The organism is Shewanella canadensis (genome assembly GCF_003966225.1).
GTDB classification, from domain to species: domain Bacteria; phylum Pseudomonadota; class Gammaproteobacteria; order Enterobacterales; family Shewanellaceae; genus Shewanella; species Shewanella canadensis.
The window spans coordinates 417408-431601 of sequence record NZ_RXNU01000001.1; the positions used below are offsets into that span (position 1 = coordinate 417408).

Consider the following 14194-nt stretch of genomic DNA (forward strand, 5'->3'; position numbering starts at 1 on the left):
GTCGACTATTTTTATGGATCGTACAATGGAACAAATTATTTCAATACTTCATCAGGTTGGAACCTGGCTCTATCCTTGGCTTAATGAAATCGCTACCGCTATCGTTGCCTGTACTCTTGTTGTGTTTGGGGCCGATATCAATCGCTTCTTAAGGCGAAAGCTGGCCTCTCGTTCCTTTGTGCTTAGAACGTTAGCTTTTGTGTTGGTCAATGCATTTGGCTATGGCTTACTGATTATTTCTGTTAGTCCGATTCTTGCCCGAAACATGGCCAGCTTGCCTGCTCACTGGTTACTGTTTGTGGTTATCTTTATCTTTTTTATTATTGGTGCCTGGGCGCAAGGTAATCGCCAAGTTTAGTGAGACTCAATGAAATTGTTATAACACTAGTTTAGGTTGGAATGTGCTGATTGTGTGAACATTTTCGTTAAAAGGCATCGATATCAGCGATAGACTCAGATGCGCACGTTAGTATGAAGTACCGAGCTTTTTCATACTCGGCTGAGAAAATATTGTTATCTAAGCCTGTGCCAGTGTTTGTGTCGCCTTATCCGGATAATTGGTAAATATTCCATCTACCCCCATTTTATTTAGCTGATGAATATCTTCGGGATGATCGACGGTATACACGAACACCTTTAATCCTTTCGAATGGGCATCATCGACTAACTCGGAGGTAATAAAGCTCAGGCTTAAATGGATCGAATAGGCATCGAGCTGTGTTGCTATATCGGTAGTATTGAGGAGGACCCCCTCTAACAGTGGGGCGATGAACGCCAGTGGATACGAACGGCGAAACTCCTGTAGAAATCCATGGTGAAAGGACGAGATCAGTAGTTGGTCGGCCCGGAATCCCAGCTCTTTAATCAGTTTGGGGTACAGGGCAATAAAGGGCGCAAGACATGTCATCCCCTTTAATTCGATATTGACGAGACAGTTTTGCTTACTCAGGTAGGCCATCACCTCCCAAAGCGTCGGGATGGGTTCACCGTCAACAGAGAGTGTTTTCAGATACTCTCGGCTAACGTCACTGATGATCCCCGTTCCACTACTTTTATGATCGAGTCTTCTATCGTGATAGACATAGAGTTCCCCCTCGACGCTATGAATATCAATCTCTATCGCCCTGCCCCCAAGCTCGATAGCTTTTTTCATTGCAGCGAGCGTATTTTCCGGGGCGTAACCACTTGCTCCTCGGTGTGCAAAAATAATCATTAGGTTCTGATAAGTCCTTGAGCGTCTTTGTTCTGGCTATTGTTTATATGTATCTCTAATTGCGGGTAAGCCAGTTCCAGGTTGTTTTCATTTAACTTTTTACTTATCCGTTTATGTAACTTATGACGTAACGGCCAGCGTGAGTTCATATCTTTTGCGTATGCTCTGACTTCGAAGTCTTGAGTGTGTTTGCCAAAACCGGCAAACCAGACCTCAGGTTCGGGTGTATCCAAGGCATCATCACACTCCTTTACCGCTTGATATAATGCGGCTTCGACGCGGGCCGGATCTGAGTCTCTTGCAACAGAAACGTACACAATGACACGGGTGATCGGATCCGATAGCGACCAGTTGATTAGCTGCTCGGTAATGAATGCCTTGTTGGGAACGATAATCTCTTTTCTGTCCCAGTCAATAATGGTCGTGGCTCGAATTTGAATTTTACTCACAGTGCCGGTGAGATCTCTGATGGTGACGGTATCGCCGATACGTACCGGTTTTTCAAAAAGAATGATCAAGCCTGAAATAAAGTTAGCGAAGATCTCCTGAAGGCCGAAACCTAAACCTACCGATAATGCTGCGACCAGCCATTGTAGTTTAGACCACTCCATTCCGAGAGTTGAGAAACTACTGAGAAGGCCGAAGAAAACCACCAGATAGCGGCTGACAGTGGTTATCGCAAAACCTGTGCCTTGAGTCAGATCGAGCCGTTGCAATATTACAAGTTCGAGCAGACCTGGTAAGTTGGTGGCGATCATCAGTGAGAAGCCGACAATGATAAGCCCTAACAGTAACGACTTTAACGTGATGGGCAGCTGCTGCTCGATGCCATTTATCACTGAATTACTGGTCCAGAGAGTTATCCCGTCAAGCAGAGAGAACAGAGCCGTATGAGTCTGGGTCCATAGGCCGATTAAACTGACGAGAAAGGCCAACAAGAGCAATGAACGCACTAATCCCAGTGACTGGCTTGAGATGGTCTCTAAGTCGACCACTGGCTCTTCATAAGTATCGAGAGAGTCATTTGTATTCTGGGGGTCTTCACCTCGTTCACGTTGCGAGAGGATCTCGGCTCGTCGGGCTTTTGCCCGATCGAAGGCAATTCTACGTCGCTCAATCAACATCCAGCGCTTTATCAACTGGTAGAGCAGCATAAACCCTAATGAGAGTAACAGGGATAACTGCAACTGTAACAGCATCTGAAAGGCGGTGTAGTAGTAACCTCTGAATGCAAGCACCGCACAAACGGGGGGGACGAGTAAAAGAATGGTCCATAAAATACGTTGAATAAGCTTCTTATTCTTACCATCCTGATGGTAATGATGCTCTTTCTTAGACAGTGCCAGAATATCTTTATAGAACCAAAACAACATGATGCAGAAGATAATGAATGCGCCTCTTCCTATGCTGTTGCGTAGCACCGAGTTATCGATAAACTCAGTAAACCCCATGATGCCGAAGAAAGGTATGGCCATCAGTGTGAATGTTTTGAACCTGATCTGGCCCTCGCGAATGATCGCTTTTTCACCTTTGAAGTGGCTGATCAGCAGGCCGCGATCGAGTGCCAGTAGGTAAGTAAAACGATAGAGTAGGTAGACTAGCCCAATGGCGAATACTCCCATACCTATAGCTGAAACCATATTTTTGCTGGAGTAGTACATGATTAAACCTGCGGTGATGACGGGCAGTGGCTTAATGATGCTGTAGGCCAGCGAATTGATAAGGGCTCTGTAGGTATAAATAAATTTATCTTGGGTTACATTCCCCACGAACGTCTCATCTTGGGCCATGGTGGCTTTAAACTTAGGTGTCAGTATATCTTGGGCCACGAGACAGAGTACTAAGAGTATAATCCACCAAGACCAGAAACCACTTCGCTCTGTGAAGGAGTTTGATAGATCGATGGAGGAAGTCTGGTGAACCAGCCATTGTGTGCTCTGGTAGAATTCAGTGAACCATAATTGTCCGATAGAGTTTGCATTTGGGACCCAGAAGAGGTGTTCGTTCAGGGTATTTTTTAAGGTTAAATGCTGTTGGCTCAACTGCTCGTAAATAACCCTTAAATCGCCCAGTTCGCTCAAGTAAAGATCATAGCTCTGTAAAAGCTGAGTGATTAATGCATGCTGAGAATCGAGTAATTTATTCTGTATGCTGGTGAATGAATCTTGAGCGAGTAGCTGCTGCCCGTTAAGGGTTTGATCTTGTTCGAGTTGGTATCTCGCCATTCTTGCATTGGCAATTTTATTTTGTAGTTTTTCTTGGTTTGGCGGGTTAGGTAATGTTTGCAGCATCTGCAGAAAGCGTTCGCCAAAAGCCGAGTTGAGTTTGATCCACCCTATCTGTTGTTGAATATTTGCCAACTGCTTTGCTTGCTGTTGATATCGGTTTTCAGATTCCTCTTGCAGCTTTACCGCCAAATTGGTTTCGTTTGTCAGGCTTTTTAGGTCAGAGGCATAGTTTTGATTTATTGAGCTTAGCTCTTGGGTGAGAGGATCGTTGTCCGTCGAGGTTTCAATAAGACTTTTAGCAATTGTAGCATCTGTTCTCTTTTGGCGTTGCAGGGCCACAGCGCTGTTGAGTGCTTCAATCAGGTTTTCTTGTTGGGATAGCTGTTTTCTAACCAGCAACACCTGTTTCTGATTGAGGTCTATGCGTTTTTGACTGCTGGCAAGTCCAGCTTCAAGTGTTCCTAAGGTTTGAACATAGAGCTGACGCTGTGCCTGAAGGACAAGCTCTTCTCCGCTAGGTGGCTGACTAAGTTTATGTTTCTTACTTTGGGAGAGTGTTTGTCTGGCCGAACTTATCTTGCTCGGCAGCTGGTTATGCTGCTTAATTAAGTCCGTTATTTTCCCATTGAGATTGGCTTCAGTCTCCTTTAATTCCGATAGCCTTAAATAAGCGAGAGAGGCTTGTTGAGTTAACCCCTGATTTTGAGACAAAGAGAGAGGGGGTTGAGCTTGAACGAGTTGATGTTCAATACTTAGCTTATGAGTCTGATAGTTATCGATCGTTTCTTGATAGCTCTGTGCAAGTAACTTCTGCTCTTCGGTCGCACGTGTTAAATGTGCAAGTTTTTCTTCAACCGAAAGATTTTGAACTGTGGTTTGATTTATTCCAAGATGTTTATTAAGCCCAAGAGGGGAGTTGGCATCGGCAAAGGGAATGAAGGTGAATGCTAAGAGCAGTAAAATTAGTCGCATAGTTTGATGCTGGCTGAGAGAAGAAACAGAGGTATATTACCAAGTTATTAAGATAATAGTATCGCAGTACAAGTTCTTTTTTATCATTTTGAACTCAGTGGTATTTCAGAATCGACTCTGTTTAAATCATTAGCCAATAGAAGTTAATGAAAAAGGTCTTAGCTAGTTTGATTTTCTATATGAACGGCGACTCCGTCGGGTCTCAAAAATTGCGGTAGCGACGACAAGTAACCCTCCTAGAACGGTTTTAACTTCCAGGTTTTCACCAAGAAACAACAGGGCCAGTACGGCGCCATAGAATGGCTGGAGGCAAGACACTAAACTGACGGTTTTCGCACTTAACTGTCTTAATGCCGATGTAAATAGCGCATGGGGAGCGGCGGTAAAAACAATGCCTAACAGCAGTATTAACCCCCAAACATTTTGTTCTATAGTGTTGATCTCAACGGTATGCCAGGGAGCCAGGAAAACAGTGGCGACTGCAGTTTGGTAAAACATCGCCTGGGGACCGGAGTAAGCAGAGAAATATTGCTTATGGAGTAAGTTGCGCGCAGTAAAAAAAGCGGCAGATAAAACGCCCACTGCGATGCCTAAAGTCACATCATTACCCAGGTTCGCTTCGGGTATGAGTAAAATCACACCTATGAGTACCGTGAAACCGCTGACAACATCGATTCTTTGAATTTTGTTACCGGTAATTATCGGCTCGATTAAAACGGTCATCACCGGGTAGGTAAAGAAAGCTATCATGCCGATGGCGATGGATGAGAGCTGCATGGAGGCAAAATAGGTAACCCAATGCAGGCTAACCACTATGCCTAAGCCCAAGGCAATCAGATAGTCTCGACCAGAATTTAATAACAGCCGGTGTTTACTTGCCTTAACAATGAGTGCGAGTACCAAGGCTGCTATAAAACACCTTAAAAGGGTGATATCTAATGCACTCAGGGGGATGAGTTTAGAGAAGAGGGCTGTGCCGCCGAATAGCAGCACAGCAAGGTGTAGTTCCAGTAAACCAGATTGTTTTAGTTGTGAAGTCTGGTTCATTAGTCCTCTATTTTTGCAAATGGCTGCCCCATTCGAGTGACAGCTTTAGGCACGACATCCTCGGCGAATTCATCCAGTGCATCTTTGGCAAATAGCATCACTACTGTGCTTCCAAGCTTGAAGCGTCCCACCTCATCACCTTTATCGAGAGTCAGCGCGTCGGGTCCTTCTGTTGGATAATCCCAGGTAAAGACCTTTTTGCCTGTCGGTGGTGTAACGGTACCTGCCCATACGGTTTCAATACTTGCCACAATGGTTGCGCCGACAAGTACCATGGCCATAGGGCCTATTTCTGTTTCGAACAGCGCGACGACTCGCTCATTTCTGGCAAATAAACCGGGGACATTTTCAGCCGTTAGTGGATTGACTGAAAACAACTCTCCAGGTACATAAGTCATTTTTGACAAGGTACCCTTAATCGGCATATGAATTCGGTGGTAATCTTTTGGCGCCAGATAAATAGTTGCAAAATCACCATCTTCGAAGCGCTTCGCATCATCCGCTTGATTACCTAACAGTGCAAGTGATGAATATTCATGTCCTTTCGCTTGAAAAATTTGACCACCTTTGATTGGACCACACTGACTTATTGCACCGTCCACCGGATGGACAATGTAGTCTTTGTCATCAAATAGGGGGCGTATACCTGGTTTAAGGGCGCGAGTGAAAAAATTATTAAAAGTCGTATAAGCCTCCGGCTCACTCTGTGCCGCTTCGCTCATGTCGATTTTATACTGCTTAATAAACCACTTAATTGCAGCAGTGGTGATGCTACCAAGTTCTGCAGCCGCCAATTTACCTACTAGGCGAGATATTAAGTGTTTTGGCATCATGTATTGCAGTGCAATTTTAATTTTATCCACGTTTACTTCCCTTAAATATTAATGAGCTGCACTCTTAATCGTCAGAACTGGCTCTGAAATGTCGAGCATGACGCTGTTCATCTAAGCTAGCGATGATTTTGTGATAGTTGTTGTATCTGTCTTCTGCAATCTTACCATCATTAAATGCTGCTGTTATTGCACATCCGGGATCGTTCTTGTGCTTACAGTCTCTGAATTTACAGGTTCCAAGGTAGTCCCTAAATTCAATGAAGCACCATCCTACCCGCTCTGCGGGAAGGTGCCATAAAGCAAATTCGCGAACACCCGGAGAGTCAACAAGATCACCACCGCTGGCAAAATGAAGTAACTTTGCCGTAGTCGTTGTATGTTGGCCTAAACCTGAGTTTTCAGATACATCACCAATTTGTAACTCCGCATCCGGCATCATGGCGTTGATCAATGAAGACTTGCCAACACCGGACTGGCCAACAAAAACGCTGACTTTCTCATTTAGCAGCTCTTTTATCCCATCCACGCCGAGTCCAGACTTACTGCTGACCTGATAGACGGGGTAGCCAATATTTTTATAACGCTCGAGAGCCGCCTCAACCTCAGGTCGTTCCTCATCAGTAAGGAGATCGATCTTATTGAGGATGATAATGGGGGAAATGCCGGTGTCTTCAGCTGCAACAAGGTAACGATCGATAATCTGAGTCGTGAAGCTTGGTACAACGGAAGATACTATCAATATTTGATCGATATTTGCTGCAATGATTTTAATGCCATCATACATATCGGGACGAGAAAGAGAGGAGTGGCGTGGGTGAACGGCTTCTACGACACCCGCTATCCCCGTTTCTGTATCTTGGGATAGTCTTACAACAACTTTGTCGCCAGTCACTAAACTTTGAATGTTTCGACGCATATTACAACGTACAACTTGACCGGATTCTGTTTCTATATCGGCATGTTGACCAAAACGAGATATGACAGTTCCGAGCTGTTCTGGCCCAAGTGAACTATCCTGTAATTCAGAGGCATTAGAGCCCGAATCTTTCCGTTGTAGTCTTTTCTCTTGATTGGCCCGCATACGGCGGCGTTGGCCTTGACTTAGGGGTTTTTTTTTACTCACAGATTAGCCATCTTAAATAAGGTGATTTAGTGTTGCTTAAAAAAGCAGTATGATACACGGTCTTAAACAAAAAAGCCTGAATTTAGGCAAACCGGAACAATAAGGCAGATCTATGGCTGCAGATGCAAACAATCTCATATGGGTAGATTTAGAGATGACTGGGCTAGATCCTAGCGTCGATAGAGTCATTGAGATTGCAACAATAGTGACAGATAAAGAGTTAAACATTCTCGCAGAGGGGCCTGTCATCGCCATTCACCAATCTGAAGAGCAGCTTGCCAAAATGGATGACTGGAATCAGAAACACCATGGTGAGTCAGGTTTAGTTGGTAGGGTTCGCGCAAGTAAATATAGTGAAGAGCAAGCGGTCGCAATGACGATAGCGTTTCTTTCTCAGCATGCCACCAAAGGCGACTCACCTATGTGCGGGAATAGCATAGGCCAGGATAGACGCTTTATGAATAGATATATGCCGGAGTTGGAAGACTACTTTCACTACCGAAATATCGATGTGAGTTCAATAAAAGAGCTCGTTCGTCGCTGGAAGCCAGAATTAATGAATGGTTTTACTAAGCAGGGAACTCATCAAGCATTGGTCGATATTCAGGAGTCTATAGCAGAACTGCAGTATTATCGGGCAAAAGTATTTAAAATTTGACCAATCAGTCAGTTTATTTTCAAGAAGGGGTTGCAGAGAGATGAAATTCTCATATAATGCGGCCTCAACTTTACGGCTTCCCAGTTTACTGGAGTTCTACAGAAGTAAAGTTTTGCGACATTAGCTCAGTTGCTAAAGGTGAAGAACGATACCTTTATGTGACGATTACAGTGAGAGTCGTACGAAAGAAAATTTGCGACATTAGCTCAGTTGGTAGAGCGATACCTTGCCAAGGTATAGGTCATCGGTTCGAACCCGATATGTCGCTCCAAATTACAACTTAATGGTTTACCAAAGCCTTTAAGAAAAGTTTTATGCGACATTAGCTCAGTTGGTAGAGCGATACCTTGCCAAGGTATAGGTCATCGGTTCGAACCCGATATGTCGCTCCAAATTTAGAAAATTGAAAGCGACATTCGCTCAGTTGATTTACTCGAAAGAGTTGATACCTTCTTTTTGCCAAGGTATAGGTCATCGGTTCGAACCCACTCTTTATGAAAAGAATGGTCGCTCCAAATTTAAAAACGTTTTGAATACGCCAAATATTCGAGACTAAAAAGTTTAAAGCGACATTAGCTCAGTTGGTAGAGCGATACCTTGCCAAGGTATAGGTCATCGGTTCGAACCCGATATGTCGCTCCAATTTACAAGATTGAAAGCGAGCTTCGCTCAGTTGATTTACTCGAAAGAGTTGATACCTTCTTTTTTGCCAAGGTATAGGTCATCGGTTCGAACCCACTCTTTATAAAAAGAATGGTCGCTCCAATTTAAAAGATTACGCGACATTAGCTCAGTTGGTAGAGCGATACCTTGCCAAGGTATAGGTCATCGGTTCGAACCCGATATGTCGCTCCAATCTCTTTCCTGATTCAAATTCTCCTAATTTCAAAAGATTATACGACATTAGCTCAGCTGTGTTCGTAGAAAGAGTTGATACCATTTTTTTGCCAAGGTATAGCTTCTCGTTTAAACCAAGTGCCGGTTCGAACCCACTCTTGTTAAAATCGAAGGCTCGCTCCAATCTCTTTCCTGATTTAAATCCTCGTAGCTTTAAAAGATTATGAGAAATTAGCTCAGTTGTGCTCGTAGAAAGAGTCGATACCTTCTTTTTGCCAAAGTATAGCTTCTCGTTTAAACCAAGTGCCGGTTCGAACCCCTTTTGTTTAAATCAAGAGCTCGCTCCAATCTTCCTCTTGATTTAATCCTCGTAGCTTTAAAAGATTATGCGACATTAGCTCAGTTGCGCTCCTTGCTTGCTAAAGAGAAAGAGTCGATACCTTCTTTTTGCCAAGGTATAGCTTCTCGTTCAAACCAAGGCCGGTTCGAACTCCTTTGGTTTAAATCAATAGCTCGCTCCAGTCTCCTCTCGATTTAAACTTCTTAATAACCATGCTTTTTGCAAAGCGACATTAGCTCAGTTGTGCTCCTCGTCTACTAGGTAACTATTTGCTGATTGTTGCCAGCCCTATAAGAATCAATAGCTTGCTCAAACAATGCTGGATTATTAAGCTAACCACTCAATTGTAGCTTTAACCTCTCAATTTTCAGCTTTTTCATGCTTGAGTCGCACGGAGTGTGTAAGCGTGATCTGACGCTGATTTCTTTTAACAATATCTAATGTAGTGGTCCCGGAAGTATCAAACTTTGAACTTGTTCAAGTATTCCTTCGTGGTTTGTTTGCATAATGCTTACATAGATGATTAATTGAGCCGATTTTTGGCAAGTATTCTTTGGGAGCGATTCATGCGATTTCAACAACTCAGCGAACTATTAGGTTATGTTGCTACTTGCCGTATAGAGATGGCACAACTGTATAGCAGATTACAAACAGAGGCTGATTCAACGAGAGTTAAGATGATGCTTGAATATTTTCAACAACATCAAAAGGGTGTGGCTGAAAAGTTAGAAAACTATATTGATGAAGCGCCAAAGCGGGTGTTAGATACCTGGTATAAAGACATCACGTTTGAGGACTTTATTAAACGTTGTCAGGAGACGGTGCTCACTGCAAATATGTCTGAGGAAGATGTGTTAGAGCTTCATTTAGATCTTGATAATCGCTTGATTGAACTGTTGAATAAGACAGCCGAAAACTCTTCATCGAGTGAAATCACCGGAGCCTTGAATGACTTGGTTCGTGTAGAGAAAATTCAGCAGCAGCGCTTGGTTCACAGCAGTATCCGTATGGATGATATGTAAAATTTAGATTATAGCAATCGCAGGTCTTAATCTAGTTGGTTCGACTCGATTCAACTAAAATCAGATGCTGTGACTAACTAAAGGTACCTTAGGGTGCCTTTTTTAATGGTTTTAATCTAATACCAATCGGTATAATTCAGCTAGAAATAAGGTAGAACTGTTAATTTCCATCATCATCTTTATCACTGCATGGCTGAATAATTGCCTTATACAGACCGATGCCTACCAGTAGCAGGCATAGAAGTAAAAGTGCTTGAATCAAGATTTTTGATTGTATCGGTAAACTCAATAACAGCATGCACAGCGCTAATACGAGTAATGTAAAGAGCTTCATCCCTTTGCTCCTAAACTGATTTCTTGTGCGAGATCAACTTTCTCTTACATAAGTGTAGTGACAAGTGAATCTATTTACGAATCTAAGCTCAAATTCTATTAATCTTATTATTCCAGGTATTCAGAATGCCAGTCTCTGCGCTACGCAACCTCAATGGAGAAATAATCATGTTGCCAAACGGACCGACTCTTCCTTGTGAAATGTTCTTAAGCTCGCAAGTACGAACCGCTGAACAAAAGTTTGTCGATAGTGGAAACACAGATTTTTATCGGCTTGTTGAATCTGCGGGTGAAGCTGCATTTGAGCAGATTGATATGGCACAGGACAGATCGCGTTCCATTTTGGTTATTGTCGGTTACGGTAACAATGGTGCCGATGGTTATGTGTGTGCTAGGAGGTTGTTAGAGTCGGGCTATAGTGTTGCGTTAATGGCATTTACCCGAGAGAAAATGGGTGACGAGGTACTTAAAGCACAACGACTCTTCATCGAGAGTGGTGGAGAGGTGGAGCGTTTTTTTCCGGAAAAAGTACTTTCGGCAGATGTGATCATCGATGGCTTACTCGGTATCGGTTTTAGTGGCGAGATAAAAGGCGACTTTAAACTTGCTATCGATAGTATCAACAGTAGTGATGCATGGGTGTTTAGTTTAGACATTCCCTCAGGTATCAATGCAGATACAGGAACCGGACTGAATGCCGTAGAGGCCGATGTGACACTCACTTTTGGTGCGGTTAAACAAGGGTTAATGACGGGGCGTGCAAGGCACTGTGTTGGGCAGTTGCAGTTTGCGGCTCTGGGGTTAACCGAATATCTACCGCAGGCTAACTCAATAAATGTCTCTATTGATTATGTTAATCAGCATATTAAACCTAGAGATAGAGACTCACATAAAGGGTTATCTGGAAAAGTGTCAGTAATTGGTGGCGATGCCGGGATGGCTGGTGCTGTTAGGTTAGCCGGAGAGGCCTGCCTTAGGGCGGGAGCAGGTTTAGTTACGGTAATATCCAGGCCTGAGCATCAAATTGTCGTGAATTCGAACCGCCCCGAGTTGATGTTTTGGGGATGTGAGTTAGTCGATATGGAGGTTTACCTTCGTCTCGGATGGGCCAATATTTTGGTGATAGGTCCGGGTCTTGGTAAGCAAGACTGGGGGTACAATTTACTCAAGGCTGTAGGCTTGAGTGATAAACCTTGCGTGATGGATGCAGACGCCCTGAATCTACTCAGCGCCGAACATGGCAGGCAGGATCATTGGGTTTTGACTCCTCATTCCGGTGAAGCTGCAAGGTTATTGGGAATTTCTACACAAGAAGTTGAAAATGACAGGTTTGCGGCCGTTAAAGCCATACAGCAGAAATACGGTGGTGTGGTGGTACTAAAGGGGCCGGGTACGTTAATTTATGATGGCTCACTATGCTATGTCGCCCCGGTTGGTAATCCCGGGCTTGCCAGTGGTGGTTGTGGCGATGTGTTATCAGGAATTATTGCTGCACTGATGGCGCAGGGGTTCGATAAACTCTCTTCGGCAATAATGGGAGTGGTGGTGCATGGTGAAGCCGCCGATCGCGCCGCAATAGATGGAGAAAGGGGGATGCTTGCCAGCGACTTGATGCCCCATATCAGGCAACTGGTCAATAAAATATGATGACTGTCATCGCTTAAGATTTAATGGGTAGCTGAGGTGATTTAGTGCAATTGTATGAAAGCTGTTTAGCTGGTTAGTTATTTGGTATAAAGTAACAGGTTCGGAACAACTTTAGGTTAGTAAGCTCAATACAATGACATCAGTAAAAGTCTATCTCGATAATGAACAAGATACGGTAGATCTTGGTAAGCGACTAGCGGCAATTGTTTCTCCACCTCTGTTGCTGAACTTGTCTGGCGAATTGGGTGCGGGTAAGACAACCTTGAGCCGTGGTCTCATTCAAGGCTTAGGGCACAAAGGAGCCGTGAAGAGCCCAACTTATGCATTAGTCGAACCTTATGAGTTTGATAATATCGATCTCTATCATTTTGACCTTTATCGATTAAGCGATCCTGAAGAGCTTGAATTCATGGGGATCAGAGATTATTTTACTGAAAAAAGTATCTGTATTGTCGAATGGCCCGACCGAGGTCATGGTCTATTACCCGAGGCCGATATTAGCCTGCAAATTAATTATGTCGGTGATCGTAGAGAAGTTGAAATTTCATCTGGATCAGATAAGGGTCAGCAACTATTGAGTAAACTCAAATAACAATGATAAGAACTGATTTTATTTTAAAGTTGCTATTGGTTACATTTTCTCTTTGTGTCTCTTTTTTTGCCCAAAGTGCAACTAAGCTAGATGGCGTGAGGATATGGGCCGCTCCGGAATCGACTCGGGTTGTTTTTGATTTGAGTAAGGCGCCTAGTTTTACCCATTTCACGCTAACCGATCCCTATCGTTTGGTCGTCGACCTTAAGGGGACATCGACTTCCCTGAACCTCAAGAAGCTGGCAAACAATAGTAAAATTGTAAAAAGAGTTCGTATTAGCAAGCCCCCTTCGAAGGGAACGCTCAGGCTGGTTATTGATTTGACTAAGCCAGTTAAAGCGAGTCTGTTTGCGCTGCCACCCACGGCGCCTTATGGTAATCGATTAGTCGTCGACCTTGACGATAGCCGTTCAGTATCGACAGCTAAAAAAACGAGCCAACCTAAACAAAGACTGCGTGATGTCATCGTGGCAATCGATGCCGGCCATGGCGGGGATGATCCCGGTTCCATAGGTCCGACGGGGATATACGAGAAAAAAGTTGTTTTAGAAATTGCGAAAAAAGTCCAAGCAAAGATAAATGCAACACCAGGCATGAAAGCTGTAATGACTCGCACAGGGGATTATTTTGTTAATCTTAATAAGCGATCTGAAATCGCACGAAACAGTAAAGCCGATCTCTTAGTTTCTATTCACGCGGATGCATTCACCTCCTCTCAACCCAGAGGCGCTTCAGTTTGGGTGCTATCTATGCGTCGCGCGAATAGTGAAATCGGTCGATGGCTCGAGCAAAAAGAGAAGCATTCTGAGCTATTAGGCGGAGCGGGTGAGATAATTCAAAGTACTGACAATGAACAATATCTGGCTATGACTTTATTAGATATGTCTATGGATAGATCTATGGCGATTAGTCATAACATTGCCGACGATGTCCTTTCCAATTTAGGCAAGGTGACTAAACTGCATAAGCATAAACCTGAGTCCGCTAGTTTTGCAGTACTCAAATCACCCGATATTCCTTCGATTTTGGTTGAAACCGGCTTTATATCCAATCATAAAGAGGAGCGACTCTTGTCACAAAGGGAGCATCAAAACAATATTGCCAAGGCGGTACAGAAAGGCGTATTGCGCTATTTTGAATCGAACCCCCCGGTAAATTCCTTGATGGCAAGTAAAGGTTCGTTTAAGCATAATGTCCGTAAAGGTGAATCATTGTCAGTCATAGCGCACAAGTATCAAGTTTCAATAACCAGTATTAAGAACGCCAACGGGTTAAAATCAAATACGTTGCGTATTGGTCAAAAGTTGGTTATACCAAGGGCTTAAGCCCATCCGTTGCAAGGACGTTTA

At 43.7% G+C, this 14194-nt stretch carries 12 protein-coding genes and 4 tRNA genes; 10 read left to right on the forward strand and 6 right to left on the reverse strand.

The annotated features are described in order from the left end of the window. Window positions 1-25: 25 nt before the first annotated feature. Window positions 26-358: a DUF3392 domain-containing protein gene (locus EKG38_RS01835; RefSeq protein WP_185826751.1), complete on the forward strand. Its 333-nt coding sequence runs from the start codon at window positions 26-28 to the stop codon at window positions 356-358. A 159-nt stretch (window positions 359-517) separates the two neighbouring features. Here EKG38_RS01835 and EKG38_RS01840 read toward each other — a convergent pair whose 3' ends face one another. The 5 genes from EKG38_RS01840 to rsgA all read right to left on the reverse strand — a co-directional run bounded on the left by EKG38_RS01840 (window position 518) and on the right by rsgA (window position 7416). Beyond that, window positions 518-1213, reverse strand: a complete 696-nt coding sequence (locus tag EKG38_RS01840; protein ID WP_126518127.1) for a glycerophosphodiester phosphodiesterase — start codon at window positions 1211-1213, stop codon at window positions 518-520. Beyond that, entirely contained in the window at window positions 1213-4413 is a 3201-nt protein-coding gene (locus tag EKG38_RS01845) for a mechanosensitive ion channel domain-containing protein (protein WP_126518129.1), read from the reverse strand. Before EKG38_RS01845 ends, EKG38_RS01840 begins: the two co-directional genes overlap by 1 nt. 162 nt (window positions 4414-4575) lie before the next feature. Further along, a complete protein-coding gene (locus EKG38_RS01850; RefSeq protein WP_126518131.1) occupies window positions 4576-5460 on the reverse strand; it encodes a DMT family transporter in 885 nt (294 codons plus the stop codon). Continuing rightward, window positions 5460-6323, reverse strand: a complete 864-nt coding sequence (asd, locus tag EKG38_RS01855; protein ID WP_126518133.1) for an archaetidylserine decarboxylase — start codon at window positions 6321-6323, stop codon at window positions 5460-5462. Before asd ends, EKG38_RS01850 begins: the two co-directional genes overlap by 1 nt. 34 nt (window positions 6324-6357) lie before the next feature. Beyond that, window positions 6358-7416 (reverse strand): small ribosomal subunit biogenesis GTPase RsgA, encoded by a 1059-nt coding sequence (gene rsgA, locus EKG38_RS01860; RefSeq protein ID WP_126518135.1) that lies wholly within the window; start codon window positions 7414-7416, stop codon window positions 6358-6360. Between the two features lie 112 nt (window positions 7417-7528). On the opposite strand from rsgA, the gene orn reads away from it, so the two are divergent. From orn to EKG38_RS01890, 6 genes are all read left to right on the forward strand, one after another. Beyond that, window positions 7529-8074 carry an oligoribonuclease gene (gene orn / locus EKG38_RS01865; protein ID WP_126518137.1) on the forward strand — a complete coding sequence of 182 codons (546 nt, stop codon included), beginning with the start codon at window positions 7529-7531 and terminating at the stop codon, window positions 8072-8074. 195 nt (window positions 8075-8269) lie between these two features. Continuing rightward, window positions 8270-8345: transfer RNA gene (locus tag EKG38_RS01870), tRNA-Gly, on the forward strand. Between the two features lie 45 nt (window positions 8346-8390). After that, a tRNA-Gly gene (locus tag EKG38_RS01875) sits at window positions 8391-8466 on the forward strand. A 174-nt stretch (window positions 8467-8640) separates the two neighbouring features. Next, window positions 8641-8716, forward strand: a tRNA-Gly gene (locus tag EKG38_RS01880). 137 nt (window positions 8717-8853) lie between these two features. Continuing rightward, window positions 8854-8929, forward strand: a tRNA-Gly gene (locus tag EKG38_RS01885). Between the two features lie 888 nt (window positions 8930-9817). Then, window positions 9818-10273: a hypothetical protein gene (locus EKG38_RS01890; protein WP_126518139.1), complete on the forward strand. Its 456-nt coding sequence runs from the start codon at window positions 9818-9820 to the stop codon at window positions 10271-10273. 160 nt (window positions 10274-10433) lie between these two features. Here the strand turns inward: EKG38_RS01890 and EKG38_RS24860 are convergent, their stop codons facing one another. Next, window positions 10434-10607 (reverse strand): hypothetical protein, encoded by a 174-nt coding sequence (locus tag EKG38_RS24860; protein WP_185826752.1) that lies wholly within the window; start codon window positions 10605-10607, stop codon window positions 10434-10436. Between the two features lie 167 nt (window positions 10608-10774). Between EKG38_RS24860 and EKG38_RS01895 the strand changes: the two genes are divergently transcribed. The 3 genes from EKG38_RS01895 to EKG38_RS01905 all read left to right on the forward strand — a co-directional run bounded on the left by EKG38_RS01895 (window position 10775) and on the right by EKG38_RS01905 (window position 14170). Further along, on the forward strand, window positions 10775-12253 hold the full coding sequence (locus EKG38_RS01895) for an NAD(P)H-hydrate dehydratase (protein WP_126518746.1): 1479 nt from the start codon (window positions 10775-10777) through the stop codon (window positions 12251-12253). Window positions 12254-12386: 133 nt separating this feature from the next. Beyond that, window positions 12387-12845, forward strand: a complete 459-nt coding sequence (gene tsaE, locus EKG38_RS01900; RefSeq protein WP_126518141.1) for a tRNA (adenosine(37)-N6)-threonylcarbamoyltransferase complex ATPase subunit type 1 TsaE — start codon at window positions 12387-12389, stop codon at window positions 12843-12845. A gap of 2 nt (window positions 12846-12847) precedes the next feature. Continuing rightward, window positions 12848-14170 carry an N-acetylmuramoyl-L-alanine amidase gene (locus EKG38_RS01905; protein ID WP_126518143.1) on the forward strand — a complete coding sequence of 441 codons (1323 nt, stop codon included), beginning with the start codon at window positions 12848-12850 and terminating at the stop codon, window positions 14168-14170. Window positions 14171-14194: the final 24 nt, after the last annotated feature.

Coding starts and splice junctions, on each gene's coding strand:
- EKG38_RS01835 (WP_185826751.1), top strand. CDS start 26: ATGGAACAAATTATTTCAATACTTCATCAGGTTGGAACCTGGCTCTAT.
- EKG38_RS01840 (WP_126518127.1), bottom strand. CDS start 1,213: ATGATTATTTTTGCACACCGAGGAGCAAGTGGTTACGCCCCGGAAAAT.
- EKG38_RS01845 (WP_126518129.1), bottom strand. CDS start 4,413: ATGCGACTAATTTTACTGCTCTTAGCATTCACCTTCATTCCCTTTGCC.
- EKG38_RS01850 (WP_126518131.1), bottom strand. CDS start 5,460: ATGAACCAGACTTCACAACTAAAACAATCTGGTTTACTGGAACTACAC.
- orn (WP_126518137.1), top strand. CDS start 7,529: ATGGCTGCAGATGCAAACAATCTCATATGGGTAGATTTAGAGATGACT.
- EKG38_RS01890 (WP_126518139.1), top strand. CDS start 9,818: ATGCGATTTCAACAACTCAGCGAACTATTAGGTTATGTTGCTACTTGC.
- EKG38_RS24860 (WP_185826752.1), bottom strand. CDS start 10,607: ATGAAGCTCTTTACATTACTCGTATTAGCGCTGTGCATGCTGTTATTG.
- EKG38_RS01895 (WP_126518746.1), top strand. CDS start 10,775: ATGTTGCCAAACGGACCGACTCTTCCTTGTGAAATGTTCTTAAGCTCG.
- tsaE (WP_126518141.1), top strand. CDS start 12,387: ATGACATCAGTAAAAGTCTATCTCGATAATGAACAAGATACGGTAGAT.
- EKG38_RS01905 (WP_126518143.1), top strand. CDS start 12,848: ATGATAAGAACTGATTTTATTTTAAAGTTGCTATTGGTTACATTTTCT.